Here is a 24169-nt window from a genome sequence, read left to right as displayed (position 1 = left end):
TGCGCTTCGATTACATGCAGCAGCCAGAATGTCCCTTTTGTTGGTTTGCGTTTAAATCGGGGTAAACCTTACGACAGGATGAAATCCGGAAACCGGCTGCGGGCTGGGGGCGATCGGCATGAGATACGTTGAAATAGAGCATTGACTCAATTTCTTTAGACGCACGTTGGACGGTCCGATTGCTGCGTAGCAAAAAGGCGGATTCGTATGCTGCCCGTCGGCACGAACGGCGCATTCGCCGAGCCTCAGAAGAGAAACCACGCCTCGGCGTCTTTCGCGAGCGGCGAGGCTGCGGTGCGTTCGGGCAGCGCGCGGAGATGCGCGCGTGCATGCTGAAGTGCATCGGAGAAACCGCGCAGTGTCTGCGTCGTCGGCCGGTCGTCGAGGCGGCGGCGTTGCACGGCCTGCGCGACGTTCCGGTGTATCAGCGCCGTCTGCGCATCGATATAGGCGATGCACGCGCGCGCGAGCGCCGTCGATAACGTGCCGATACCCATGAGCGCCGGCACGCTCGCAATGGTGCGATAACCGTCGGAAGGAAGCATCGCGAGCGCGCGGCGCGGATCGGCGAAGTCGCGTCTCAGGACATCGAACAACGGCGCGGCCCATAGCTCGCGCTCGATGCCTAGCGCGTGCCGTCTGCGTTGCACGGCCGCCTTGGCCTCTTCATCCACGATCTCGCCAGCCTTGAGGAGCAACGCACCCGGATGCTCGCCCGGGCGGATGCATTGCGCGCCGATCCATCCCGCGCCACGCGAGCGCTGCGCAAGCACCGCATGTTGCAGGTGATCGGGCACGAGCGGGTCGAGCGGCACCGCGATGCACTGATCCGGCTTGCCCTTTGCATGAAGGCCGCACAACCCGTCATGCGCAAGCGCGGAACAGCGGCCGAGCGACGGGTAATCGAGCGCAAGCGTCGTGATGGTGATGGCACTGGCCTCATCGACGGGAAACGCGTGCAGTGGCGTGTCTGCGCCTCGCGGCATACGCCCGAGCGCGATGCAGCCGACGAATACGTCGCGGTGTTCGAACAGTTCGCGTAGCGACATCGCCGGCGGACTGTTGCAGCATTTGCCGCACGCGGTGCAGTCGAACGAGTAGCTATTCACCAAGGCCGGCGCACGGAATCCTGATACTGCGTGAGGATGAAATGCGCGACGTCGTCGGAATGAAAGACACGAACGAGTCGCCCGACCCAGGCGGCCTTCGCGTCGCGCGTACGCACGGCGAGAACATGCTGATAAGGCGAGCGCGCATCTTCGATGCCGATGCTGTCGCGGCCCGGCTTCAGGTTGTTGCGCGCGGCGTCGTCGGCGTTCATCGCGACGAAGCTCGCCGTGTCGAGCGCTTCGTAGAGCTTCGCGCGTTCCACCCGGCGGATCTTCAGATCGAAGCGATTGCCGGCGATATCCCCGAGCGTCGGATGAAGGCCCGCGCCGTCCTTCAGCGTGATGAGCGCATAGTTCTGCAGGAGGATCAATGCGCGCGCGGTGCCGGCGGCATCGGCCGGAACGGCGACGGTCGCGCCGCGCGGCAAGTAGGCGATCGATGCGAGCTTGCGCGAGTAGAGCGCCATCGGCAAGGTCACGGTCGCGGCGACGCTTTCGATCGCGTAGCCGTTGCGCGCGCTGCGGGCGGCGAGGCTGGCTTCGTCCTCGAAACTGGCGGCATCGATGGTACCGTTTGCGAGCGCGGCGTCGATGCGCGCGGCATCGTCGAAAGTCACGACGGCGAGCGGCAAGCCCTGCTTCGCGGCGACTTCACGCACATGCGCGACGATCGTCGCTTCCTCGCCCGGCATCACGCCGATGCGAACCGTCTGCTCCGCGGCATGCGCCGTCGTCACGAAGGAGGCTGCCAGAACCGCCCCCGCGAAAACGAATCGCGCGCGCATCAGCCGTCCCTCAGCACGGTGCGAAAGCCGATATGCGACGCGGGCAAATCCGCTTCCTGCTGCTCGCGCGACGACGCCCGGTAGCGCACGCAATAATCCTGCGCGCACAGGAACGAGCCGCCCTTGATGACCATGGCCGTGTCGTGCTTGCGCGCTGGGATCACCGCCGCCGTGTCGCCGTTCGAATGCGGCTGACGCGGACCGGTGTAAGGATCCTTCGTCCATTCCCATGCGTTGCCGATCATGTCGTACAGCCTGAAATCGTTCGCCGCATAGCAACCGACCGGCGCCAAACCCGCATGGCCGTCTTCGGCGGAGTCGAGCACGGGAAACACGCCTTGCCAGTAATTCGCCGATGGCTTGCCGCGCGCATCGCGCGGAGCGGCGTCGAGCTGCGCGCCTTCCCGCCCGGCCTTGCCCGCGTATTCCCACTCGGCCTCGCTCGGCAGATCGCGGCCGAGCCAGTGCGCGTAGGCGAGGGCGTCGGCGAGCGTCACCATCGTCACCGGACGATTTTCGTGCCCTTTCCATGTGCTCGACGATCCCGTGGGATGCTTCCACGACGCACCTTTCACCCACGACCACCACGCGAGATCGCGTGCGTTCATTTCTTCGCGCGTCGGGACATGGAACACGACAGCGCCGCCCTGACGCTCGGCTTCGGTCACATAGCCCGTCGCGTCGACGAAAGCGGCGAACTGCGCGTTGGTTACATCGGTCTGGTCGATCCAGAAGGCTCCGACCTTCGTCTTGCCATCGCCCACCGGGCGCTCGTCCTCATAACCCTGTGTGCTGCCGAAGACGAATTCGCCGCCGCGCAGGTGCACCATGCCCGCGCGCGGATCGTCGCGCCACTTGGCGGGAATGCCCGAATAGCGTTCGCATTGCTGCTCGGAGCCGAGCGGCGCCAGCGTGCGCGCGAGATTGCGCGGATCGAAGCCGTGCTCCGCGTTCACGGCGAGCGCCCCGCCGAAGCCCGCGCCGAACAACGCGAGCGTCACGGCGCCGGCGCCTGCAACGGATGTCCATCGACGACTCATCGCGCGCTCAGTAGTAGCCGCGCGGCCGCAGCGGTTCGACGCCGCCCACCGTGCTCATGTAGCTGTTCCACTGCTGCACGAGACTGTCGATGACGGACGGATTCTGCGCCGATACGTCGTTGTTCTCGCCGCGATCGGCCTGCAGGTCGAAGAGCTGCCAGTGACCGTCGGCGGGACCGGTCGGCGGCTCGGTCCAAAGCGCCTTCCAGCGGCCATCGGAGCTGCGCAGATAGCCGCGTCCATAGGCTTCGTCACCGAACGCGGCGGTGTGCACTTCCGCGGTGCCGTCGCCCTTGAGAATCGGGAGCAGCGACTGTCCGGTGACCGGATAGACGTAGCGGTTGTTATAGACCACCTTGCCCTTGTTCGAATCGACGCCCGTAAGCGTATTGATCGAAGCCGGCGCGGGCTGCGTCGGCGGCGTGATCTGTGCGACGGCGAGGAAGGTCGCGGTGTTGTCGGTGACGTGCGTGAAGGCGCGCAAGGTGGGCAACTGCGCCGTCTGTCCGGGCAAATGTGCGATGAGCGGTGTCGATACGCCGCCTTCGCCCGCGTAGCCCTTGGTGAGGCGGAACGGCGTCGCGCTGACTTCGGCCCAGCGCAGGCCGTATTGCAGACGCCGTGCGTTCTGCTGACCGTTGTCGGTGCCGAGCGTCGAATAGACCGCATCGGATGCGTTCGCGGTATCGGTCGCGGTCGGATCCGCGCCCGAGTCGATCGGCCAGCCTTCCGCGCCGTTATCGGACTGAAACAGGATGAACGTGTTGTCGTATTCGCCGATGTCTTTCAGATGCTGGATCAGCAGGCCGATGTTGTGATCGAGATTCTCGACCATGCCGGCATAGATTTCCATGTAGCGCGCTTGCGCCTTCTTCTCGGCGGCGGACAGGCTGTTCCACGACTTGTTGACCGTGCCGGGACCATAGTCGCTGTAGCCTTGCGCGGCGTTGTGCACGGCGCTGATGTATTTCGCGTTCGCGGTGCCATTGTTCGCCGTGGCGGGCGACGAGGTCAGCGTTTCCGGCGCGCCCTGATACGGATTGAAATCGGCGGGAATGATGCCGAGCGCCTTCTGCCGGGCAATCCGCGCATTGCGGATGACGTCGTAACCTGCGTCGTACTTGCCCGCATAGTTGTGCAAGTAAGGCTCGGGCACCTGCAAAGGCCAGTGCGGCGACGTGTAGGCTGCGTAGGCGAAGAAGGGCTTGCCGTCGCCCTTGTTCGAATCGATGTAGGAGATCAAGCGCTGCGTATAGAAGTCGGTCGAATAGAAGACGCTCGGACTGCCGCCTGCGCCGCCTGGCTGGCCGGGCTGTCCCGGCTGAACGTATTGACCGTCTTCCGTGTAGTTTTTCGAGGCTGCGGGTTCGTGCGCGAAGTGATTCGTCGCGGCGCCGCCGAGCAGCGCATAGCTATGCTCGAAGCCCCACTGATCCGGCGTTTGCCCGCCGCCCGTGGTGCTGCCTACGATTCCCGAGCCGATGTGCCACTTGCCCGCCATGTACGTGTGATAACCGCCATCCTTCAGCAACTGCGCGACCGAGAGCGCCCGGTCGTTCAGATAGCCTTCGTATCCCGGCAGGCCCTTGCGTTCGTCGGTCGGCGTGCCCATCGTGCCTTCGCCGACGAGATGGTGGTCGGTGCCTGAGATCAGCATGGCGCGCGTGATCGCGCAGACCGTGCCGGTGTGATGGTTCGTGAGGATGCGGCCCGATGCGACGAGCGCATCGAGATTCGGCGTGTTGATTTCGCCGCCGAACGCGTGGATATCCGAGTAGCCGAGATCGTCGGCCATGATGTACAGGATGTTCGGCCGTTTGGCGGCGGCGACCGGCGCGGTCGTCGGCGAGCTGTCGCTGGAAGAGCCGCACGATGCCAGCGCGAAGAGGCTGGCGACGGCGAGCGCAACGGCGGCGCGGCGGGTAGCGATCGAGCGGTGCAAGGTCATTGTCGTTATGGCGGTCCGTTGAAAGCGAGCGGCGATCTTAGCAACCGGCTCAAGGCCGCCAAAGATCGATTTCTGCTTTGCTTGTCGCCTTCAGAGATTTGAAAGAACCGCGATTGCGCGTCGCGCGAATGCGCTCGGCGACGCTCGAAGCACGAGGCTTCGAGCGTGTCTTCCGGATGCGCCCGATTCGTGTAAGCGCGTAGGGAAACGGTGTGAGCGCAGCGTATCGAGGGTGTCGTTCCGCGCTTTCGCCGCGGGATTTTCACCGGTTCGATGCGGTTCTTCGCAGCTCAGAAGCGCACGCGCACGCCGCCGAACGCCGCCACTTGCCGGTTCGTCGACGACGGCGTGCCCGCGTCGGCGATAGCCGCGATCTTCTGATAGCCGTTGCCGACGCGCGTCGAGGCATCGCCCGCCGCGAGCTGATAGACGCCGGAGAGATAGAGGTCGGTGCGCTTCGACAATACATAGTCGACGCCGAGCGTGAACTGATGCCAGCGCGGCTTGAGTGTCGCGCCGCCGGTGCCGGGCAGACTGTTGGCGCGGCCATCGGTGAAGGTGTACACGCCGATCAGCGTCGTCGCCGGCGTAATGTTGTAGCGGCCGTTCACATCGTAGTTGTTGAACTTGCGCGACGAGCCATCGTTGTAGTCGAGCTGCGTGTGGCTCCAAGCGAAGCCGACTGTCGCGACCGATCCGATCGCGTAGTTGCCGCCCGCGACCGCCACTTGCTGCCGCGCGACGCCGCCGTTCAGGCCATAGAAGAAGGCGCCGCTGTAGTCGTCGCCGGACGTGGTCGATGCACCGCCGACCGCGCCGCTCGTGTTCGACGCGACATTCGGATGATCGAGCAGCAAATAGCCCGCGCCGAGTTGCAACGGCCCGCTGGCGTAGCTCGCCGATACGCCCCAAGCGCGGTTGTTGCCGAAGCCCGCGCCCGCGCCGTTGCTCGCCTGATTGCTGAACCCGTAGAGCGCATCGACAGTCACGCCCGCGAAGGTATCGCTCTTGAACTTCACGGCATTGTTGATGCGGAAGGTCTGATTCAGATTGTCGTTATCGCCGACGTGCGTGGCGGGCGACCAGAATCCCGGCCCCGCGAAGAGCGCAACGAGATCCGTGTTCGGATCGTACTGACGCCCGAGCGTCAGCGTGCCGATGCCCGTCTTCGCCACGCCCACATAAGCTTGCCGCCCGAATTCGCGTCCGCCTTGAGCGAGTGTGCCGTCGTTGACGCGATAGCCGCTCTCGAGCGTGAACAGTGCCTTGTAGCCGCCGCCCAGATCTTCGATGCCTTTGAGGCCCCAGCGGCTGCCGTTGAGCTTGCCGCTCGTCGCCTGCACGTTGGATGCGCCACGCTGATTGTTCGTATAGGCGAGGCCGGCGTCGATGATCCCGTACAAGGTGACGGAACTCTGTGCCTGAACGATGCCCGGAAGGGCGGCCAGTAAGCCAGCGGCGCCGGCGAGTGCGACTCGTTTCATTCGCTTCCTTAGGTATTAACCATGAGTTCGAGGAAGCCGGATACTACGGTCGTGCTTACCGAAGTCCAACAAAGGATTTTTCGTTTGTAATGGTCGGAGCGTCTGATTTGGATTCCGGATTACATCGGAGAAGCGATGCAGAAATCGCGAGCAGGCGCGCAACGAACGCTTCGCGCCGCGCGAGGCCGGTCATATCGATATGAGGCTTCGTTGGTTAGCGCGCCGGCCGTTGCTGCATAACATGAGCGGCTGCGCGTGATGTCACGCATTCATACCGACAGGAGCACCATGAGCGCTGACGAAAGACTCGACCGTCTGATCGACCCCGAACGCACTTCGAGCAACCCGAAGGCTAACTATCGCAATGCCACGCGCTGGGGCGATCTCGTGTTCGTGTCGGGCAAGTCGGCGGGCGCCGCCATCGACGGTAAGCCGTCCAAAGGCAGGCTGGGTGACACGCTCACGCTCGAAGACGGCGTTTCGTTCGCACGCGAGGCGGCGGTGGAACTGCTGCTCGTGCTGCGCGATGAACTCGGCTCGCTCGAACGCGTGAAGCAGGTGCTCGACGTGCAGGGGCTTCGTGAATGCCGACGCCGCCTTCGAAGACCACGCGAAGGTGCTCGACGGCGCATCGGATCTGCTGGTCGAGGTTCTGGGCGATGCCGGCGTGCACGCGCGCTCGGTGTTCGGCGCCGTGTCGTTGCGCGGCGGGCAGCCGGTGATCCTGCGCGCCGTCGTCGGCGTGAGCGACTCATGATGTCATCGCATTCGCAGGAACGCGTTAGACGATGGCGCTTAAGCAACCCTTGTCATTTGCATAGTCGCAATCGCGATTGGGCATCCCGAAACCGCGACCTATAATCGGGCGCCCGACTGCCTGTCTTCTCTGCCCGACTCATCGAGCATGCCGAAAATCCCGCGTTTCTCATCGTTTTCCGCCACACGGCCGGGCGATCCCGCGAAGCCGGAGCAACACGCTCCCGCGTCGCCGCGACGCCGGATGCTGGGCGGCCTCGCGCTGTCGGCAGCCGTGGCGCCTCACGCGAATGCGGCGTCCGGACTCTTGCAGCCGCTCAGCGTCGAGCCGTGGACGCGCATGCCTGGCGCGCCGATTCTCGATCATCCCTATGGCCTGCCATCCCCGCGCGAATCCGAGGTCGTGCGTCGCGCGGCGCGTGCGTGGCCGGTGCCGGGAGCGGCTTCGTCGCTGACGCCGCTCGCCGAACTGCACGGCGCGATCACACCGAACGGGCTTGTCTACGAACGCCATCACGCCGGTGTGCCGGATATCGACCCGGACCAGCACCGGCTCGTGATTCATGGCCTCGTGCGCGAGCCGAAGCTCTTCACGATGGACGATTTGCTGCGGCTGCCTTCCGAGTCGCGCGTGCACTTTCTCGAATGTTCGGGCAACACCGCCAGCGAATGGAAGGGGCCGAGCGGGCTGCCCGTTCAGCTCACGCACGGGCTTCTGTCGTGCTGCGAGTGGACCGGCGTGCGGCTTTCGACGTTGATCGAGGCGGCCGGCGGGCTCGCTGCGAACGACGGCCACGCGCCGCGCTGGATTCTCGCGGAGGGCGCCGATGCAGCCGCGATGACGCGCAGCCTGCCGCTCGATCGCGTGCTGGATCGCGCGCTCGTCGTGTATGCGCAGAACGGCGAGCGGCTGCGGCCGGAGAACGGCTATCCGCTGCGGCTTCTGGTCCCCGGCTTCGAAGGCAACACCAACGTGAAGTGGCTGCGCAGGCTGAAGCTCGTCGACGCGCCGCTCGAAACGCGAGAGGAAACGTCGAAATACACGAACTTGCTGGCCGATGGTCGCGCGCGCCAGTTCGTGTTCGAGATGGATGCGAAATCGGTCATCACGCGGCCATCGCCCGGGCACAAGTTGACGACTCACGGTTACTACCCGATCGTGGGGCTCGCCTGGTCGGGACGCGGTGCGATCCGTCAGGTCGAAGTATCCGTCGATGGTGGCCGTTCATGGCAAGCGGCGCGGCTCGATGGCACGCCCGGCGATCGCGCGCTCACGCGCTTTCATGCGGGATGGGTGTGGAACGGTGAACCGGCCACGATCCTCTCGCGGGCAACGGATTCGACCGGATACATCCAGCCGACGCGCGAGGCGCTCGTCGCCGCGCGCGGGCTGAACTCGAACTACCACTACAACGGCATTCAGCAATGGCGCGTCGACGCCGATGGCAGCGTGAAAAATGCATAGGGAATCAACTCGACAACTTCGCGCCGTGCGCCCGCTGATCGTGGGTCTGACGGCGCTGTGTCTTACCGCCTGCTCGGGGCCGTGGCTAGACGGGCGCGCGTCGCAGGCCGGGTTGGACGATGCAACGCATCGCGCGGCTGTCGGCACGATCGGCACGATCGGCACGCCCGTGAGCGCGGCGGACATCGCCGCGTGGAACATCGATGTCGCGCCTGACGGTCGCGGCCTGCCCGCGGGCAGCGGCGACGTGGTGACCGGTGCGCGGATCTTCGCCGCCAAGTGCGCCTCGTGTCACGGCGCGAAAGGCGAGGGCGTGCTGGGCGACCGGCTGATCGGCGGGCGTGGCACGCTCGCGAGCGAGAAGCCGGTGCGCACGGTCGGAAGCTACTGGCCGTACGCGACGACACTCTTCGATTACATTCGCCGCGCGATGCCCTATAACGCGCCGCAATCGCTGAGCGCGGACGAGGTGTATGCCGTGAGCGCGTGGATCCTGAATCAGAACGGCATCGTTCCCGACGACGCCCGCCTCGATGCCCATTCGCTTGCCGCCATCCGCATGCCGAATCGCGATGGATTCGTTCCGGATCCGCGACCGGGACGCCTTTGACCTGCATGGCATGACGTAATGACGAATCGATGCGGCCGGTGATTTGCAAACGTAAAAGGATTGGTTGGCCATGCGTTCGTCGGCCCCTAGCATGAAGCGGTTCGGGCAATGTTGCCTGAATTTGCCGCGAGGACTCGCTCCATGCAATACAAAGGTTATGAGGTTGCACCCTCCGCTCAGGCCATGCCGAGCGGCTTGTATGCGGCCAACCTGACGATCGAACATCGCCGGTACGCGCACGGTGCAAGCTTCACTTTCGATGCGCTCGATTACTTCTTCGAGCGCGATCATGCGATCGCCTATGCGGCACGCTGGGCGCGGCTGTGGATCGATCAGCGCAGCGCGCGCAAGAAGCGCGGATAACGTCGACGAAGCATCGGATAGCCGCATGAGCTGTCGGTCCGGAAGGCGCCCGCGATCCGTCTTTCGTCATGCGCGCCGCAGATTTGGTTAGCAGATCCAATTCGTTCCAATCTCCGCGCGGGATGGTTACGCTGTGGCGGCTCTCAACCACGCATGACGTCGACCATGACCCAACGCGATCTACTCATTCTGCTGGAACCGGGCTTCACCGATCCGAAGCGCCCGGGCGAAGTGTTCATCTGCCCGGACGGTGCGCCGATCGAAGGTCTGCTCGCAAGCGATCCGGCGCGCAACGCGCGCCTCGATATCCGCCGCGTGCCCTTCGAGCGTCCCCGCAAGGCCGCGGTCGAAGCACTAAGCGAGGCGCATCAAAGTCTGCCGGTGCTGGTGCTGGGCGATGCGTACCCCGCGCCGTCCGACGCGCAAACCGTCGGCGAGAAACGCTTCGTCACCGATACGCGCCGCATTCTCGCGTTGCTCGCCGAGCGCCACGGTTTTCCCAAAGTGCATGACTGATCCGGCAAACGAGACTATTCGCTCATGCCCCGACCTATACATCTGAATCTCTTCGTTCACGGACGCGGCCATCATGAAGCAGGCTGGCGTCATTCCGGCGCGACGCGCCAGGCGCTGACCGATATCGACTATTTTCGCGATCTCGCCGTCAGGGCCGAGCAAAGCCTGTTCGATTCCGTGTTTTTCGCCGATGCCCTCGCGCTCGGCGATGGCGCGCAATTCGTCGCGTCCGGCGCGCTCGAACCGATCACCACGCTCGCGGCGCTTTCGCAGGCGACTTCGCGCATCGGGCTGATCGCGACGGCATCGACCACGTACACCGAGCCGTTCAATCTCGCGCGTCAGTTCGCTTCGCTGGATCACATTTCGCGCGGGCGCATCGGCTGGAACATCGTGACCTCGTGGGTCGGCGGCGCGGGGCCGAACTTCGGCTACGAGCAGCAGATCGAGCATGCGGAGCGCTACGCACGCGCGCACGAGTTTCTCGAAGTCGTCACGCAACTGTGGGATAGCTGGGCCGATGACGCCATCATCGATGACGCGTCGAGCGGACGCTTTCTCGATCCGGCGCGCGTGCGCAAGATCGGCTATCGCGGGAAGTTTCATCGCGTGGCGGGGCCGCTGAATCTGCCGCGCCCGCCACAGGGGCATCCGGTGCTGGTGCAGGCGGGCTCGTCGGCGACGGGCAAGGCGTTCGCCGCGCGCCATGCGGAAGCCGTCTTCACCGCGCATCTGACGAAGCAATCCGCGATCGACTTTTATGCCGAGCTCAAGGCGGGCGCGAGGGCCGCGGGCCGCTCGGAGCAGGACATCGTGATCCTGCCGGGCATCAGCGCGGCGATCGGTTCGACCGAAGCGGAAGCCAGCGCTCTGCTCGACGAACTCGACTCGATCACCGATGTCAGCGTGGGACTCGGCCGCCTGTCGAACCGCTTCGGCGGCTACGATTTCTCGACGCTGCCGCTCGATCAGCCGCTGTCCGTCGATGACTTTCCGGACCCGTCGACGGTGCAGGCCGCGCAAAGCCGCGCGGCAGTCATCACGCAACTGGTGGCGCGCGAGCGTCCGACCTTGCGCAGCCTGTTGAGGAAGCTCGCGGCGGCGCGCGGGCATTTCACGCTGTCCGGCACGCCCGAACAGATTGCAGATGTCATTGCCGACTGGACCGAAAGCCGTGCCGCCGATGGCTTCAACGTGATGCCGCCCGTACTGCCCGCGCAGCTCGAGCACTTCACCGAGCATGTCGTGCCGATTCTGCAAAGGCGCGGCCTGTTCCGGCGCGAGTACGAAGCCGCCACGCTGCGCGGTCACTACGGTCTCGCACGTCCCGCCAATCCTTATTTCAAGTCTTGATGCCGATCCGCTTCCTGAAATCCATCATCGCCGCCGGTTGCTTCGCCGCCGCGTTTGCCGCGCACGCTGACGAGGGCTATCCCGCGCAGATCAACATCGGTATCCAGAAGGGCGACGGTCTCGTCGCGCTGCGGGCATCGGGCAAGCTGGAGCAGGCCTTCGCTTCGCATCACGTCAAGGTTTCGTGGCACGAGTTCGTGTATGGCGCGCCGCTCGTCGAAGCCATCAATGCGGGCGACGTCGATGTAGGCACGGTCGGCTCGACGCCGCCGATCATGGCGCAGGCGGGCGCGGCGCCATCGGTCGTGTATGTGGCGTATGCGCCGAGACTCGTCAAAAGCTATGCGATCGTCGTGCCGAAGGATTCGCCCGTGAAGGACCTGCGCGATCTGAAGGGCAGAAAGATCGCCTTCGCCAAGGGCTCGCAAGGGCACCTGTTCGTGCTGAAGGCGATGCAGGATGCCCACATGGACCCGAACGCCGCGCAGTTCACGTACCTGTCCTATGGCGATGCGCGCTCGGCGTTCGAGCGCGGCTTCATCGATGCGTGGGCCGTGCCCGATCCGCGTTACGCGGACACCGAACTGACCACCGGCGCGCGGACCATTCTCACCATCGGGGATCTGTCGGTGCCGCAATACGGCTTCTATATCGCGACGCGCGACTTCGCGCAAAAGTATCCCGCCGCGCTGCGTCTGCTGTTCGATCAGCTTGCACGTCAGACGAACGACAGCCTCGCGCATCCGCAGGATACGGCGCGCTTTCTGTCCGCCAATACGGGCGTGCCGCTCGCCGTATGGAACCGGGCGATCTCGCGCCTGGAGTGGGGCGCGAGCTATCCGATTCCCGACGACGTCCTTAGCGCGCAGCAGGACTCGGCGAATCTGGCTTTCGATACGAAGGTGATTCCGCGCCGCATCGATGTGCGCCAGGCGGTGTTGCAGATCAGGTAAGGATCGACGCGCGCGCTACGCAAGCCTTATCCGTTTAGCGCCGCTTTTCATATGCTTCGTCGAATTCGTTCGTGGCGTCGTTCGCGTCGCCCGTACAAGATGGAGAGTTATCCCTTTCTGTGGAGCTTTCCATGAGCGGCGATGCCCCGCGCCAACTGCATCTGAACATCAACGCGCTTCATTCCGGATTCGTGCCGTCGGCATGGCGTCTGCCGGATTCGGATCCGAACGTATTCCTCGACGTGAGCCACTATGTGCGCCTGGCGCAACTGGCGGAACGCGCGTGTCTCGATGCAATCTTTCTCGCCGATAGCGCCGCGATCTCCGATCAGCTCGACATGCGCCCCATCACGGCGCTCGAACCGACGATGCTCCTCACGAGCATTGCAGCCGCGACCACGCATCTTGGGCTGATCGCGACGGCATCGACGAGTTACAACGAGCCGTATAACATCGCACGCCGATTCGCGACGCTCGATCTGATCAGCGGCGGGCGCGCGGGCTGGAACATCGTGACGACCGCGGACCTGCCGTCCGCGCGCAACTTCGGTCACGACACGGTCCCCGACCATGCAACGCGCTATGCACGCGCGGACGAGTTCGCGGCGCTCGTCAAGACGCTGTGGAATAGCTGGGATGACGACGCATTCATCGCGGACAAATCGAGCGGGCGCTTCGTCGATCTCGACAAGGTGCATCCGGCCGATCATCGTGGGCGATTCTTCAGCGTGCGCGGCGCGCTGAATCTGCCGCGCTCGGCACAGGGTCATCCGGTTCTGGTGCAGGCGGGCGCATCGGGCGACGGACGTGAGCTAGCCGCGCGTCACGCGGAAGCGGTGTTTTCGGCCTCGCAATCGTTCGATGAATCGCGTGCATATCGCGAAGATCTCAACGCGCGCGCGGCGCGTTACGGACGCGGCGCGAACGCGGTGAAAGTGCTCGCGGGACTGACGACGATCATCGGTTCGACGGAAAGCGAGGCGCTGCGACGCCGTGACGAACTCGTCGATCTGATTCCGGTGCAGTACAGCCTGAACCGCATCGCTGGCACGCTCGGCGTGCCCGTCGATTCGCTTTCGCTCGACAGGCGTTTGCCCGACGACTTGCCGCTGCCCAATGGCGGCAACGGCAATCACACGTTCTTCAACGCGACGCTCGCGCAGGCGCGCACGCATGGCTACACGGTGCGCGAGCTCATCCGTGCGCTGGCGGGCGGCGGCGGACATCGCGTGATCGTCGGCACGCCCGAGCAAGTCGCGGATGACATCGAGCACTGGTTCAGGAACGGCGCCGCCGACGGCTTCAATCTGATGCCCGACGTGCTGCCCGATGGTCTCGAAGCCTTCACGGAAGGCGTCGTGCCGATACTTCAGCGGCGCGGCATTTTCCGTCGCGCGTATGAGGGCAAGACCTTGCGCAGCCATCTGGGGTTGTCGGTGCCCGAGGGCGCGGTGCTCGACATGCATTAGGCGGGAGGTGGGGGAGCGGTGCGCGTGGCGTAGCGATCGCCTCTCGGCATTGCACCCAACGTCACATGCTTTTCGCGTCGCCATGCTTTCCATATGCATAACCGTTCGTTCACGCGCGCGCGCAGCCGTTTTATCGTGATCGCCGCGGCGCGTCATATTCGGCCGTCGAACAACGAACAGAGAGGAATGGCATCACATGGCAGGCTTTAACCGACGCGATTTTCTGGTCTCATCAGGCGCGGCGCTCGCGTCCGCCGGCCTGTCTTCGCTCGCTTTCGCGCAGGAAGCGGCACCCAGGCGTGGCGGCACGCTCAACATGTTGATCAATCCCGAGCCGCCCGTGCTCGTATCGATCTTCCAGACGACGGGCCCCGCGCTCGTCGCGAGTTCGAAGGTGCTCGAAGGCCTGCTCGCCTATGACTTCGATCTGAAGCCGAAGGCGCAGCTCGCGACCGCGTGGAACGTGAGCCCGGACGGTCTCAAGTACACGTTCACGCTGCGCCAGAACGTGAAGTGGCACGACGGCGAGCCGTTCACATCGGCGGATGTGGCGTTTTCCATCGACTTGTTGAAGTCGATCCATCCGCGCGGGCGCAGCACCTTCGCCAACGTGACGCGCGTGTCGACGCCCGATGCGCGCACCGCGATCATCGAATTGTCGAAGCCCGCGCCGTATCTGCTGAAGGCGCTGTCGGCGGGCGAATCGCCGATCGTGCCGAAGCATCTCTACGCGAACGGCGATCCGCTGACGAACCCGCATAACAACGCGCCCATCGGCACCGGGCCGTTCCGCTTCAAGTCGTGGACGCGGGGCGCGAGCATCGTCTACGAGCGCAACCCGGATTACTGGGACGCGGGCAAGCCGTATATCGATTCGCTCGTGTTCAAAGTGATTCCCGATGCCGCCGCGCGCTCCGCCGCGTTCGAAACCGGCGCGCTCGATCTCGGCGGCGAGAATCCGGTGCCGCTTTCGGATCTGCCGCGTCTCACGCAATTGCCGCAGCTCGCCGTGGAAACGCGCGGTTATCGCTTTCTGGAACCGCTCTCGGAGATCGATTTCAATCTCGCGCATCCGATCCTGAAGGACGTGCGCGTGCGTCAGGCGATCGCCCATGCGATCAATCCGCAGATCGTGCAGAAGACGATCGCCTACGGTTACGCCGACATTTCTCCGACGCCGATCACGCCCGCCTCGCCGTATCACGACGGGAAGCTCGCGCCTTACGCATTCGATATCGCGAACGCGGAAAAGCTGCTCGATGCCGCGGGTTATCCGCGCAAGAACGGCGGCCCGCGCTTCCAGTTGACGCACGATTTCCTGCCTTATGGCGACATGTACCGGCGTCAGGCCGATTACGTGAAGTCGGCGCTCGCGCGTGTGGGCATCGACGTGACCGTGCGTTCGCAGGATCTGCCTTCGTTCCTCAAGCGCGTGTATGCGGACCGTCAGTTCGACTTCACGAGCATCGGCGTGAATACGTTGTTCGATCCGAGCGTGGGTGTGCAGCGTCTCTACTGGTCGAAGAACATCCGGCCCGGCGTGCCGTTCTCGAACGCGCCGCACTACAGCAATGCGGAAGTCGATACGCTGCTCGAATCGGCATCGATCGAAACGGATGAGAAGAAGCGCGTGGCGCTCTATCAGCAGTTTCAGCAAATCGTGTATCGCGACCTGCCGATCCTGAATCTCGTCGCGCCGCGCATGGTCACGCTCGCGAACCGGCGCGTGCGCAATCACACGGTGTCGGCGCAGGGGCTGGAAGGCAATCTCGCCGATGTGTGGCTGAGCGCCTGAGGACGGACGCCGATGAACCGACGCACGCGCTTCGCCGCCATCGCGCGGCGCACCGCATGGCAGGCCTTGCCGACGATGCTCGCCATCGTGGTCCTGAACTTCTTCCTGCTGAAGCTGATGCCAGGCGACGCCGCCGATGTGCTCGCGGGCGAAGCGGGCTCCGCGACCGCCGAAACGCTGCAGGCATTGCGCGCGAAGTTCGGCCTCGATCAGCCGGTGCTGCATCAGCTCGGCGCGTATCTGTCGCATCTCGCGCACGGCAGTCTCGGCTATTCGCCGCGTTACGACGCGCCCGTCATGCAGCTGATTCTGTCGCGGCTGCCGAACACCTTGCTGCTGATGGGCACGGCGCTCGCCCTCGCGATCGTCGCGGGCATCGTGCTCGGCGCGGTCATGGCGCATTGGGCGGGCAAGTGGCCGGATCGCGTGCTGTCCGTGCTCGCGCTCGTGCTGTATTCGACGCCCGGCTTCTGGATCGGCCTGCTCGCCATCGTGCTGTTCTCGGTGCATCTCGGCTGGCTGCCGAGCGGCGGCGATATCACCGTCGGTCCGTCCTTGCACGGCTTCGCGTATGCCGCCGATGTCGCGAAACATGTGCTGCTGCCGGCCGTGACGCTCGCGACTTTCTTCGTCGCCATCTACGCGCGTCTCACGCGCGCCGCGATGCTCGAAGTGAAGCGCCAGGACTTCGTGCGTACCGCGCACGCGAAGGGGCTGCATCCGCTGCGCGTCACCGTGCGTCATGTGCTGCGCAACGCGCTGATGCCGCTCACGACGATGGTCGGCATTCACTTCGGCACGCTGCTCGGCGGCGCGGCCGTCACGGAAACCGTGTTCAGTTGGCCGGGCCTCGGGCGTCTTGCGCTCGATGCCGTCATGGCGCGCGATTTCAGCGTGCTGCTCGGCGTGTTGTTGCTTTCGTCGCTGCTCGTGATCGTCGCCAACGTGACGGTCGATCTGCTGCAGGCGTGGCTCGATCCACGCATCGTCTGACTCATCGAACCTGAAAACGCATGGCTTCCGATTCCACCGAACTCGCTTCATCCGGCCACGGCTCGGCGTGGCGGCGCCAGCTCGCCGGTGCGCTATTCGGCACGCGGCGCGCTCAACGTGCGCCTTACGCTCGCGCCTCGCGCGGCGTGTGGCGCGCGCTGCTGCGCAATCCGTCCGCGCTCGCGGGCATCGTGCTGCTGACTGCGTTCATCGCGCTTGCGCTGAGTGCGCCGTATCTTTTTCCCGGCGATCCGCTCGATATGGTCGCCGCGCCCTTCGAATGGCCGGGCAGCGACCCGCTGTATCGCCTCGGCACCGATTCGCTCGGCCGCGATGTCGCCGCCGGCATCGCGCACGGCGCACGCGTGTCGCTGCTGATCGGCGCATCGGCGGCGGCGATCGGGCTCGTCATCGGCACGCTCGTCGGCGCGATCGGCGGCTTCTTCGGCGGCGTCATCGACGATCTTCTCGTGCGCGTCACCGAGCTGTTTCAAACCGTGCCGTCGTTTCTGCTCGTGATCGTGATCGTCGCGATAGGGCGGCCGAACGTGACGGTGATCGCGCTGGCCATCGGCATCGCTTCGTGGCCGACGGTCGCGCGTATCGTGCGCGCCGAGTTCCGCACGCTGCGTTCGTCGGACTTCGTGCTCGCCGCGCGCAGTCAGGGGTTTTCCGACGCGCGCATCATCTTCGGCGAGATCTTGCCGAACGCACTGCCGCCGGTGATCGTGACCGCATCGGTGATGGTCGCGAGCGCGATCCTGATCGAGTCTTCGCTGTCGTTTCTGGGCATGGGCGACCCGAACGTCGTCACATGGGGCGGCATGATCGGCGCGGGGCGCGATTCCTTGCGCACCGCGTGGTATCTGACCGCCGTGCCGGGCGCGGCGATCGTGCTCGCGGTGCTCGCGCTCAATCTGCTCGGCGACGGCCTCAACGACGCACTCAACCCGCGCATGCGCGAACGTTCCTGACCCGAGACCTGTCCGTGGCGAATCTTCTTGAAGTGCGCGATCTGCGCGTGAGTTTCGGCGCGCATCGCGCGGTGCGCGGCATCGATCTGGACATAGCCGAAGGCGAGACGCTCGCGCTCGTCGGCGAGTCCGGCTGCGGCAAATCGGCGACCGCGCTGTCGCTCATGCGGCTCGTGCCGGAGCCGGGCCGCGTGACGGGCAGCGTCCGCTTCGACGGACGCGACGTGCTCGCGCTGAGCCCGCGTGAAATGCGCGATGTGCGCGGCCGCGACATCTCGATGATTTTTCAGGAGCCGATGACATCGCTCAATCCGGTGCTCACGGTCGGCGCGCAGATCGTCGAGACATTGGGGCGGCACGAAGCGCTGTCGAAGCCAGCGGCGATGAAGCGCGCCGTCGAACTGCTCGATCTCGTGCGTATTCCGGAGCCGCATCGACGCGTCTTCGACTATCCGCACGAGCTGTCGGGCGGACAGCGCCAGCGCGTGATGATCGCGATGGCCGTCGCATGCCGTCCGCGTCTGCTGATCGCGGATGAACCGACCACCGCGCTCGACGTCACGATTCAGGCGCGCATTCTCGAACTGCTTGCCGAATTGCGGCGCGATCTGTCGATGTCGCTGCTGCTCATCACGCACGATCTCGGCGTCGTCGCCGAACATGCGGATCGCGTCGCCGTGATGCTCGCGGGCGAAAAGGTCGAGGAAGCGCCGGTGCGTCAACTCTTCGAGCGGCCGCGGCATGCGTACACGCGCGGGCTGCTGGGCGCATCGCTGAACGTGGCGACGGAGTTGCATTACCGCGACTGGAAGCTGCCGGAGATTCGTCACGTGCAAGGCGCCGATGACAAGCCCGCGTTCAACGTGACGCCGCTTGCGCCCGTCAGCGCGCCGGAAACGCGATTCGACAACGACGCGCCGCTGCTCTCGGTGCAACATCTGACGGTCGATTATGTGCATCGGCATGGCAGGGGCGCGTTGCGCGCCGTCGACGACGTGTCGTTCGATATCGCGCGCGGCGAAACCGTGGGTCTCGTCGGCGAATCCGGCTGCGGCAAGTCGACCCTTTCGAAAGCGATCCTGCGTCTCGTGCCGGCGTCGGGTGGCGCAATCCGGCTGCGCGGCGTCGATCTCGCGCCCCTGAGCGAACGCGCGTTGCGCCCGCTGCGGGCGCAGGTGCAGATGGTGTTTCAGGACCCGTATGCGTCGCTGAATCCGCGCCGCAGCGTCGGCGACATCCTCGATACGGTGATGATCGTGAACGGCATCGCCGATGCGCGCGAACGCCGCCGACGCGCAAGCGCGATGCTCGATCGCGTCGGTTTGCCGAGCGCCGCGCTTGATCGCTATCCGCACGAGTTTTCGGGCGGTCAGCGGCAGCGCATCGGCATTGCGCGCGCGCTCGTGCTCGAGCCCGCGCTGCTGATCTGCGACGAACCCGTCTCCGCGCTCGATGTGTCCATTCAGGCGCAGATACTCAATCTGCTCGTCGAGCTGAAACGCGACCTCGGGCTCGCTTATCTCTTCATCTCGCACGATCTCTCGGTGGTGCGCTATATCGCCGACCGCGTCCATGTGATGCATGGCGGGCGCATCGTCGAAAGCGGCGATCATCGCGAGATATGGCGCGCGCCGAAGCATGCGTACACGCGCACGCTGCTCGAAGCGATTCCCGGCAAACGATTCGACGCGCAGGCCGCGTAGAGCACGCATCAATACCATAGGAACGTCACGTCATATGTCGAATAAAAATCAGAAACTCGAAGCCGCGCTCGCCGCGCTGCCTGAGCTGGCACAGGCCATCGGCGAAGATGCGGCCGCGCGCGAGGCGCGCCGCGAACTGCCGTTCGATGCCTTTGCGCTGTTTCGTCGATCGGGCCTCGGGACGTTGCGCTTTCCGCTCGAATGGGGCGGACTCGGCGGCTCGCTCGAAGACGTCTTCGACGTGATCGCAACGCTTGCCGCGCACGAAAGCAACGTCGCGCACGCGTTGCGCATTCACTTCGACCAGACCGAAGCGCTGCTGCTTGCGCCGCGCACGCCGTTCAATGCATTGCAGATCAAGCGCGTGGCGGAAGGCGCGATCTTCGGCGGCGCATCGACCGAAGCGGGCACGTCGCGCCCCGGCGAAATCACGACGCAACTTCGGCGCGAAGGCGATCACTTTCGTCTGAGCGGCCGCAAGTACTACGCGACGGGCACCGCGTTCTCCGACTACGCGCGCCTGAACGTGCAGGACGAACACGGCGAGGCCGCCATAGCCGTCGTGCCGGTTCAACGCGAGGGGCTGCGCGTGCTCGACGACTGGGACGGCATGGGGCAGCGCATGACCGCGAGCGGCAGTCTCGAGTTCGACGATCTGATCGTGTACGCGGACGAAGTCACGCCGCGCGTGCAGACGACGCTCACGGGCCGTCACGGTGGCGCGCTGCGTCAGTTGCATCTGGTGGCGGTGGCGGCGGGCATCGTACGCAACGTCGTCGCGGATGCGGAGCGCTATGTGCTGAAACACGGACGCCCCGTGCTGCATAGCGCGGCGCCGTCGGCGCGCGAGGATGCGTTCATTCAGCAGGTCGTGGGCGAATTGAGCGCGAACAGTCACGCGATCGATGCGCTCGTGCGCGACAACGCGCGCGTGCTCGAACGATCGTCGCAAGCGATCCGCAACGGCGATGCCGGCGCCGACGCGCTCGTGCTGGAAGGCGCGCTCGCGACGGCGCGCACGCAGATCGTCGTCAGCAAGCTCGCGTTGAGCGCGGCGGAGCGCATGTTCGAAGCGGGCGGCGCATCGGCGACGGCGCGCGCGCACAACTTCGATCGCCACTGGCGCAATCTGCGCACGATCTTCAGCCACAATCCGCTGATGCATAAGGCGCGCGTGATCGGCGATTACGCGCTCAACGGCGTGACGACACATCTGACCGAAGGGCGCGTGTTCTGACGTCTTGCGCGGATCGCTACACGATGCCGCGCCTTTCAGGCGCGGCGCGCGAGGCATCGACGGCCGTCAAGCAAGACCGGGCGGCGCGGCCCTCAGCACGTCGACATGTTTCGGCACCAGCCCGAGCTCGACGAAGGTGTCGGCGATCTGCTGCTGCTCCGCGATGATCGCCCGCGTGATGGCTTCCGTACCGAAGACCTGCCGGCTCACCGCGAGATCGACGACAGGTTTGGGCAGGCCCCAAAGCCGCGCGAGTTCGCTCGCGAGTTCGTCCGGATGCTGCTTGCCCCATTGATCGACGGCCTTGATCTCCTCGATGACGATGCGGATCACGTCGGCATTCTTCGCCACATAGTCTTGCGACGAAAAATAGTAGGCGCGGTTGCCCACGACGCCGCTCGCGTCCGCCACGACGCGCGCATTCAGCGACTGCTGCGCGGCGGCGAAGTACGGGTCCCAGATGACCCACGCATCGATCGAGCCGCGCTCGAAGGCGGCGCGCGCGTCGGCGGGCGCGAGATAGGCGAGTTCGACGTCGCGATACTGAAGGCCATGTTGGCGCAGCAGCTTCACGAGGAAGTAATGGACATTGCTGCCCTTGTTCAACGCGATGCGCTTGCCTTTCAAATCCGCCACCGTTTTGACGGACGATTGCGCCGGCACCAGCACGGCTTCGGAATGCGGCCGCGTCGGCGTGGCGGCGACGTAGGCGAGCGGCGCGCCGGCCGCCTGCGCGAAGATCGGCGGCGCTTCGCCCACGTCGCCGAAATCGATCGAGCCGACATTGAGCGCTTCGAGCTGCACCGGACCCGCGGAGAACTCCGTCCAGCTCACGGATACGTTGAGCGGAGCCAGACGCTTCTCCAGCGTTGCACGTCCCTTGAGCAGGTTCAGATAGCCTTTCTGATTGCCGATGCGCAACACGCGCGGCTGCGCTTGCGCGGCTTGCTGGGCGAACGATGCCGGCGTGACCGCGAGCGCGGCGGCGCCCGTCGCGGCCCGCGCGGTCAGGGAGAGAAAAGCGCGGCGATCGGTGGTTTTTGTTTTCGACATGGCGGGAGCTCTGGTTGGCGAAAGCTTCCGATGCTAAGACGAGCGCCCATTCGGACCAACGTAGCGATGCACATATCGCTATCGCAACGGAAGTCATAAGCATGTGCACGCGACGGCAATGCGGGCGTCGCGCCAAATCTCCACGCCTGCTTTCTTCGTGACAAAAACTTCGTTCCGTCGGAGCGGCGGCACCGATAGAGTGCCAGCCTCGCCATCGTGCCGCCGCCCGGCGACGCACACCGGCGCAACGAACAAGGAACTCACCAATGAAAATCAGGACCTGGGGCGCGGTGCTCGCTGCACTGCTGGCAGTGGCTTCGAATGCCGCGCATGCGGACAGGCTGGACGACATCAAGAAAGCCGGCGTGCTGCGCGTCGCGGCGTTCGACAGCAATCCGCCGTTCGGCTTCGTCGATCCGAAGGACAATCAGATCGTCGGTCTCGATGTCGACTATGCGCGCGCGGTGGCGAAGAGCCTGGGCGTCAAGCTGGAAGTGCAGCCGACCAATCCGGCCAACCGCATCGCGTTTCTGAAGTCGGGCAAGGTCGATCTCGTCTTCGCCAACTTCACGATCACCGACGAGCGCAAAAAGGAAGTCGATTTCAGCACGCCGTACTTCGCATCGGGCACGCAGTTCATCGCGAAGAAGGGCGTGCTGAAATCGCCCGATCAGATCAACAGCCTGCGCATCGGCGCGGACAAGGGAACGACGAACGAACAGCAGGTGCGGGCGAAATTCCCGAACGCGACCATCGTCGCCTATGACGACACGCCGTTCGCTTTCGCCGCGCTGCGCACGGGCAACGTGCAGGCGATCACGCAGGACGGACCGAAGCTCGTTGCGTTGCTCGCGCGCGTGCCGGACAAGGCCAGCTACGAAATTCCGGCCTTCACGATCTCCAACGATTACGAAGGCGTCGGCGTGCCGAAGGGCGAGACGCGCCTGCTCGACGCCGTGAACGGCACGCTCACGAAACTCGAAGCGGACGGCGAAGCGACGCGCATCTACGACAAGTGGTTCGGCCCGAAGAGCGCCGCGCCGCTGCCGCGCCTCTTCAAGATCGGCGATCCGCAGAAGAACGGTTGATCGCCGTCGATCATGCATAGCTGGCTCGATCCGAAATATCTCGCGTGGCTGGAGCAGGGCTTCGCCGTCACGCTGATGTTGTCCGCCTGCGCGGCGATCTGCGCGACGCTGCTCGGCTTCGCGCTGGCCGTCGCGCGCACGTCGGGCAATGCGGCGCTCGCACGCGTCGCGGCATCGTATGTCTTCGTCTTTCGCAATTCGCCGCTGCTCGTCCAGTTGCTGTTCTGGTATTTCGGGGCGGCCGCGTTGCTGCCGTCCGAATGGATGACGTGGCTCAACACGCCGCATGCCGCGACGTTCGGGCCGTTCGTTTTGCGTTGGCCGAGTTTCGAGCTGTTCGCGGGCTGGATCGGATTGACCTGCTACACGACGGCGTTCATCGGCGAGGAGTTTCGTGCGGGTATGCGTGGCGTGAGTGCGGCGCAAGAGCAGGCGGCGGCCGCGCTCGGCATGAGCCGCTATGCCGCGCTGCGCTACGTGATCCTGCCGCAGGCGCTGCGCATCGCGACGCCGCCGCTCGCCGGGCAATACATGAACGTGGTGAAGAACTCCTCGCTGACGATGGCGGTAGGCGTCGCGGAGCTTTCGTACATGTCGCGTCAGGTCGATACCGAGTCCTTCAGGACATTTCAGGCATTCGGCACGGCCACGGTGTTCTATGTGCTGACCATCGCGGTCATCGAAGCGGCGCTGGTCGTGTGGCAGCGCACCGGCGTGCGCGCGTTGCGGCGAGTCCACGCATGAACGAGGTCGACTGGTTCGCGTCGCTGCGCTATCTCCTGCTGGGCGCGTTTCCTTCCGGACCGCTCGGCGGCGTTGCGCTGACGCTCGCGCTTTCCATTTCCTCCGCGATTCTTGCGGCGATCATCGGGCTCGCGGGCGGCATCGCGCTTTCGATGACACGCGGCGTCGCGCAGATCCTGCTGACCGCGCTCGTTGCGTTCTTTCGCGCGATTCCCGTGCTGATGCTGATTTTCTGGACCTTCTTTCTGATGCCGATTCTGCTGCACGTCAATGTGCCGGGCCTCGCGACCGTCGTATGCGCGCTCGCGCTGATCGGCGGCGCGTATCTGTCGCATTCGGTCCATGCGGGCATCGTGTCGATCGGCAACGGGCAGTGGCAGGCGGCGATGTCGCTCGGCCTCACGCGCTGGCAGGCGCTGCGCGAAGTCGTGCTGCCGCAGGCCGTGCGCGTGATGATGCCGTCGTTCGTCAATCAATGGGTCTCGCTCATCAAGGATACGTCGCTTGCCTATATCGTCGGCGTGCCGGAATTCACGTTCCTCGCCAATCAGCTCAACAACCGGTTGATGGTCTATCCGGCGCAGATCTTCCTGTTCGTCGGCTTCGTCTATCTGATGCTGTGCGGTGCGCTGCAAGCGCTCGCGCACGCACTGCTCTCGCGCCGCTCCGCAGAGCGCAGCCGGGTCCGCACGATGCCTGCAATGCAACGCAGAAAAGCTCGTTTGTGAAAC

General features: G+C 65.0%; 22 protein-coding genes. 16 read left to right on the top strand and 6 right to left on the bottom strand.

What is annotated here, in order from left to right; translation table 11 throughout:
• Positions 1-245: 245 nt before the first annotated feature.
• From NCS00_RS27280 to NCS00_RS27260, 5 genes are all read right to left on the bottom strand, one after another.
• Positions 246-1109, bottom strand: a complete 864-nt coding sequence (locus tag NCS00_RS27280) for a hypothetical protein (protein ID WP_250441486.1) — start codon at positions 1107-1109, stop codon at positions 246-248.
• Entirely contained in the window at positions 1106-1894 is a 789-nt protein-coding gene (locus tag NCS00_RS27275) for a MetQ/NlpA family ABC transporter substrate-binding protein (protein ID WP_250441485.1), read from the bottom strand. Before NCS00_RS27275 ends, NCS00_RS27280 begins: the two co-directional genes overlap by 4 nt.
• Positions 1894-2934, bottom strand: a complete 1041-nt coding sequence (locus tag NCS00_RS27270; protein WP_250441484.1) for a formylglycine-generating enzyme family protein — start codon at positions 2932-2934, stop codon at positions 1894-1896. The genes NCS00_RS27275 and NCS00_RS27270 overlap by 1 nt, the downstream gene beginning before the upstream one ends.
• Before the next feature lie 7 nt (positions 2935-2941).
• Positions 2942-4882 carry an arylsulfatase gene (locus NCS00_RS27265; protein WP_250441483.1) on the bottom strand — a complete coding sequence of 647 codons (1941 nt, stop codon included), beginning with the start codon at positions 4880-4882 and terminating at the stop codon, positions 2942-2944.
• A 290-nt stretch (positions 4883-5172) separates the two neighbouring features.
• Positions 5173-6366, bottom strand: coding sequence for a porin (locus NCS00_RS27260; protein WP_250441482.1), 1194 nt, complete (start codon positions 6364-6366; stop codon positions 5173-5175).
• Positions 6367-6946: 580 nt separating this feature from the next.
• On the opposite strand from NCS00_RS27260, the gene NCS00_RS27255 reads away from it, so the two are divergent.
• From NCS00_RS27255 to NCS00_RS27195, 13 genes are all read left to right on the top strand, one after another.
• Entirely contained in the window at positions 6947-7123 is a 177-nt protein-coding gene (locus NCS00_RS27255; RefSeq protein WP_250441481.1) for a RidA family protein, read from the top strand.
• 243 nt (positions 7124-7366) lie between these two features.
• Complete coding sequence (soxC, locus tag NCS00_RS27250) at positions 7367-8587, top strand: sulfite dehydrogenase (RefSeq protein WP_250441513.1); 1221 nt, start codon at positions 7367-7369, stop codon at positions 8585-8587.
• 25 nt (positions 8588-8612) lie between these two features.
• The gene (locus NCS00_RS27245; RefSeq protein ID WP_250441480.1) at positions 8613-9197 is read left to right on the top strand and encodes a c-type cytochrome; all 585 of its coding nucleotides are present in this window, start codon (positions 8613-8615) and stop codon (positions 9195-9197) included.
• Positions 9198-9338: 141 nt separating this feature from the next.
• A complete protein-coding gene (locus NCS00_RS27240) occupies positions 9339-9560 on the top strand; it encodes a DUF6566 family protein (RefSeq protein ID WP_033535802.1) in 222 nt (73 codons plus the stop codon).
• 165 nt (positions 9561-9725) lie between these two features.
• The gene (locus tag NCS00_RS27235; RefSeq protein WP_033535827.1) at positions 9726-10076 is read left to right on the top strand and encodes a DUF3088 domain-containing protein; all 351 of its coding nucleotides are present in this window, start codon (positions 9726-9728) and stop codon (positions 10074-10076) included.
• Positions 10077-10100: 24 nt separating this feature from the next.
• The gene (locus NCS00_RS27230) at positions 10101-11429 is read left to right on the top strand and encodes an LLM class flavin-dependent oxidoreductase (RefSeq protein WP_008346780.1); all 1329 of its coding nucleotides are present in this window, start codon (positions 10101-10103) and stop codon (positions 11427-11429) included.
• The gene (locus tag NCS00_RS27225; protein WP_250437304.1) at positions 11429-12382 is read left to right on the top strand and encodes an aliphatic sulfonate ABC transporter substrate-binding protein; all 954 of its coding nucleotides are present in this window, start codon (positions 11429-11431) and stop codon (positions 12380-12382) included. Before NCS00_RS27230 ends, NCS00_RS27225 begins: the two co-directional genes overlap by 1 nt.
• A 131-nt stretch (positions 12383-12513) precedes the next feature.
• Positions 12514-13851 (top strand): LLM class flavin-dependent oxidoreductase, encoded by a 1338-nt coding sequence (locus NCS00_RS27220; RefSeq protein WP_008346778.1) that lies wholly within the window; start codon positions 12514-12516, stop codon positions 13849-13851.
• A gap of 196 nt (positions 13852-14047) precedes the next feature.
• Positions 14048-15646 carry an ABC transporter substrate-binding protein gene (locus NCS00_RS27215; RefSeq protein ID WP_250437300.1) on the top strand — a complete coding sequence of 533 codons (1599 nt, stop codon included), beginning with the start codon at positions 14048-14050 and terminating at the stop codon, positions 15644-15646.
• A gap of 12 nt (positions 15647-15658) precedes the next feature.
• Positions 15659-16639, top strand: coding sequence for an ABC transporter permease (locus NCS00_RS27210; RefSeq protein WP_250441479.1), 981 nt, complete (start codon positions 15659-15661; stop codon positions 16637-16639).
• Positions 16640-16659: 20 nt separating this feature from the next.
• Positions 16660-17613, top strand: coding sequence for an ABC transporter permease (locus NCS00_RS27205; protein WP_250441478.1), 954 nt, complete (start codon positions 16660-16662; stop codon positions 17611-17613).
• 14 nt (positions 17614-17627) lie between these two features.
• Positions 17628-19316: an ABC transporter ATP-binding protein gene (locus NCS00_RS27200; protein ID WP_250441477.1), complete on the top strand. Its 1689-nt coding sequence runs from the start codon at positions 17628-17630 to the stop codon at positions 19314-19316.
• A 34-nt stretch (positions 19317-19350) separates the two neighbouring features.
• Entirely contained in the window at positions 19351-20553 is a 1203-nt protein-coding gene (locus tag NCS00_RS27195; protein WP_239295381.1) for an acyl-CoA dehydrogenase family protein, read from the top strand.
• Positions 20554-20619: 66 nt separating this feature from the next.
• Here NCS00_RS27195 and NCS00_RS27190 read toward each other — a convergent pair whose 3' ends face one another.
• Positions 20620-21606, bottom strand: coding sequence for a sulfonate ABC transporter substrate-binding protein (locus NCS00_RS27190; RefSeq protein WP_034470195.1), 987 nt, complete (start codon positions 21604-21606; stop codon positions 20620-20622).
• Positions 21607-21872: 266 nt separating this feature from the next.
• Between NCS00_RS27190 and NCS00_RS27185 the strand changes: the two genes are divergently transcribed.
• The 3 genes from NCS00_RS27185 to NCS00_RS27175 are packed head-to-tail and all read left to right on the top strand — an operon-like array spanning position 21873 to position 24166.
• Entirely contained in the window at positions 21873-22694 is an 822-nt protein-coding gene (locus NCS00_RS27185) for an ABC transporter substrate-binding protein (protein WP_250441476.1), read from the top strand.
• 12 nt (positions 22695-22706) lie between these two features.
• Positions 22707-23438, top strand: a complete 732-nt coding sequence (locus NCS00_RS27180; RefSeq protein WP_008346762.1) for an amino acid ABC transporter permease — start codon at positions 22707-22709, stop codon at positions 23436-23438.
• Positions 23435-24166 carry an amino acid ABC transporter permease gene (locus NCS00_RS27175; RefSeq protein WP_008346760.1) on the top strand — a complete coding sequence of 244 codons (732 nt, stop codon included), beginning with the start codon at positions 23435-23437 and terminating at the stop codon, positions 24164-24166. The genes NCS00_RS27180 and NCS00_RS27175 overlap by 4 nt, the downstream gene beginning before the upstream one ends.
• Positions 24167-24169 lie beyond the last annotated feature (3 nt).

It is taken from the genome of Caballeronia sp. AZ1_KS37 (genome assembly GCF_023631165.1).
In the GTDB taxonomy this organism is placed as follows: Bacteria; Pseudomonadota; Gammaproteobacteria; order Burkholderiales; family Burkholderiaceae; genus Caballeronia; species Caballeronia zhejiangensis.
Note: the sequence above shows the minus strand (reverse complement) of the source record. Positions and strands in the feature narration are given on the sequence as shown.

Excerpts from the sequence above, each read along its gene's own strand:
- NCS00_RS27275 (WP_250441485.1), bottom strand. The coding sequence starts at position 1,894 with ATGCGCGCGCGATTCGTTTTCGCGGGGGCGGTTCTGGCAGCCTCCTTC.
- NCS00_RS27270 (WP_250441484.1), bottom strand. The coding sequence starts at position 2,934 with ATGAGTCGTCGATGGACATCCGTTGCAGGCGCCGGCGCCGTGACGCTC.
- NCS00_RS27265 (WP_250441483.1), bottom strand. The coding sequence starts at position 4,882 with ATGACCTTGCACCGCTCGATCGCTACCCGCCGCGCCGCCGTTGCGCTC.
- NCS00_RS27260 (WP_250441482.1), bottom strand. The coding sequence starts at position 6,366 with ATGAAACGAGTCGCACTCGCCGGCGCCGCTGGCTTACTGGCCGCCCTT.
- soxC (WP_250441513.1), top strand. The coding sequence starts at position 7,367 with ATGCTGGGCGGCCTCGCGCTGTCGGCAGCCGTGGCGCCTCACGCGAAT.
- NCS00_RS27240 (WP_033535802.1), top strand. The coding sequence starts at position 9,339 with ATGCAATACAAAGGTTATGAGGTTGCACCCTCCGCTCAGGCCATGCCG.
- NCS00_RS27235 (WP_033535827.1), top strand. The coding sequence starts at position 9,726 with ATGACCCAACGCGATCTACTCATTCTGCTGGAACCGGGCTTCACCGAT.
- NCS00_RS27230 (WP_008346780.1), top strand. The coding sequence starts at position 10,101 with ATGCCCCGACCTATACATCTGAATCTCTTCGTTCACGGACGCGGCCAT.
- NCS00_RS27225 (WP_250437304.1), top strand. The coding sequence starts at position 11,429 with ATGCCGATCCGCTTCCTGAAATCCATCATCGCCGCCGGTTGCTTCGCC.
- NCS00_RS27220 (WP_008346778.1), top strand. The coding sequence starts at position 12,514 with ATGAGCGGCGATGCCCCGCGCCAACTGCATCTGAACATCAACGCGCTT.
- NCS00_RS27215 (WP_250437300.1), top strand. The coding sequence starts at position 14,048 with ATGGCAGGCTTTAACCGACGCGATTTTCTGGTCTCATCAGGCGCGGCG.
- NCS00_RS27210 (WP_250441479.1), top strand. The coding sequence starts at position 15,659 with ATGAACCGACGCACGCGCTTCGCCGCCATCGCGCGGCGCACCGCATGG.
- NCS00_RS27205 (WP_250441478.1), top strand. The coding sequence starts at position 16,660 with ATGGCTTCCGATTCCACCGAACTCGCTTCATCCGGCCACGGCTCGGCG.
- NCS00_RS27195 (WP_239295381.1), top strand. The coding sequence starts at position 19,351 with ATGTCGAATAAAAATCAGAAACTCGAAGCCGCGCTCGCCGCGCTGCCT.
- NCS00_RS27190 (WP_034470195.1), bottom strand. The coding sequence starts at position 21,606 with ATGTCGAAAACAAAAACCACCGATCGCCGCGCTTTTCTCTCCCTGACC.
- NCS00_RS27185 (WP_250441476.1), top strand. The coding sequence starts at position 21,873 with ATGAAAATCAGGACCTGGGGCGCGGTGCTCGCTGCACTGCTGGCAGTG.
- NCS00_RS27180 (WP_008346762.1), top strand. The coding sequence starts at position 22,707 with ATGCATAGCTGGCTCGATCCGAAATATCTCGCGTGGCTGGAGCAGGGC.
- NCS00_RS27175 (WP_008346760.1), top strand. The coding sequence starts at position 23,435 with ATGAACGAGGTCGACTGGTTCGCGTCGCTGCGCTATCTCCTGCTGGGC.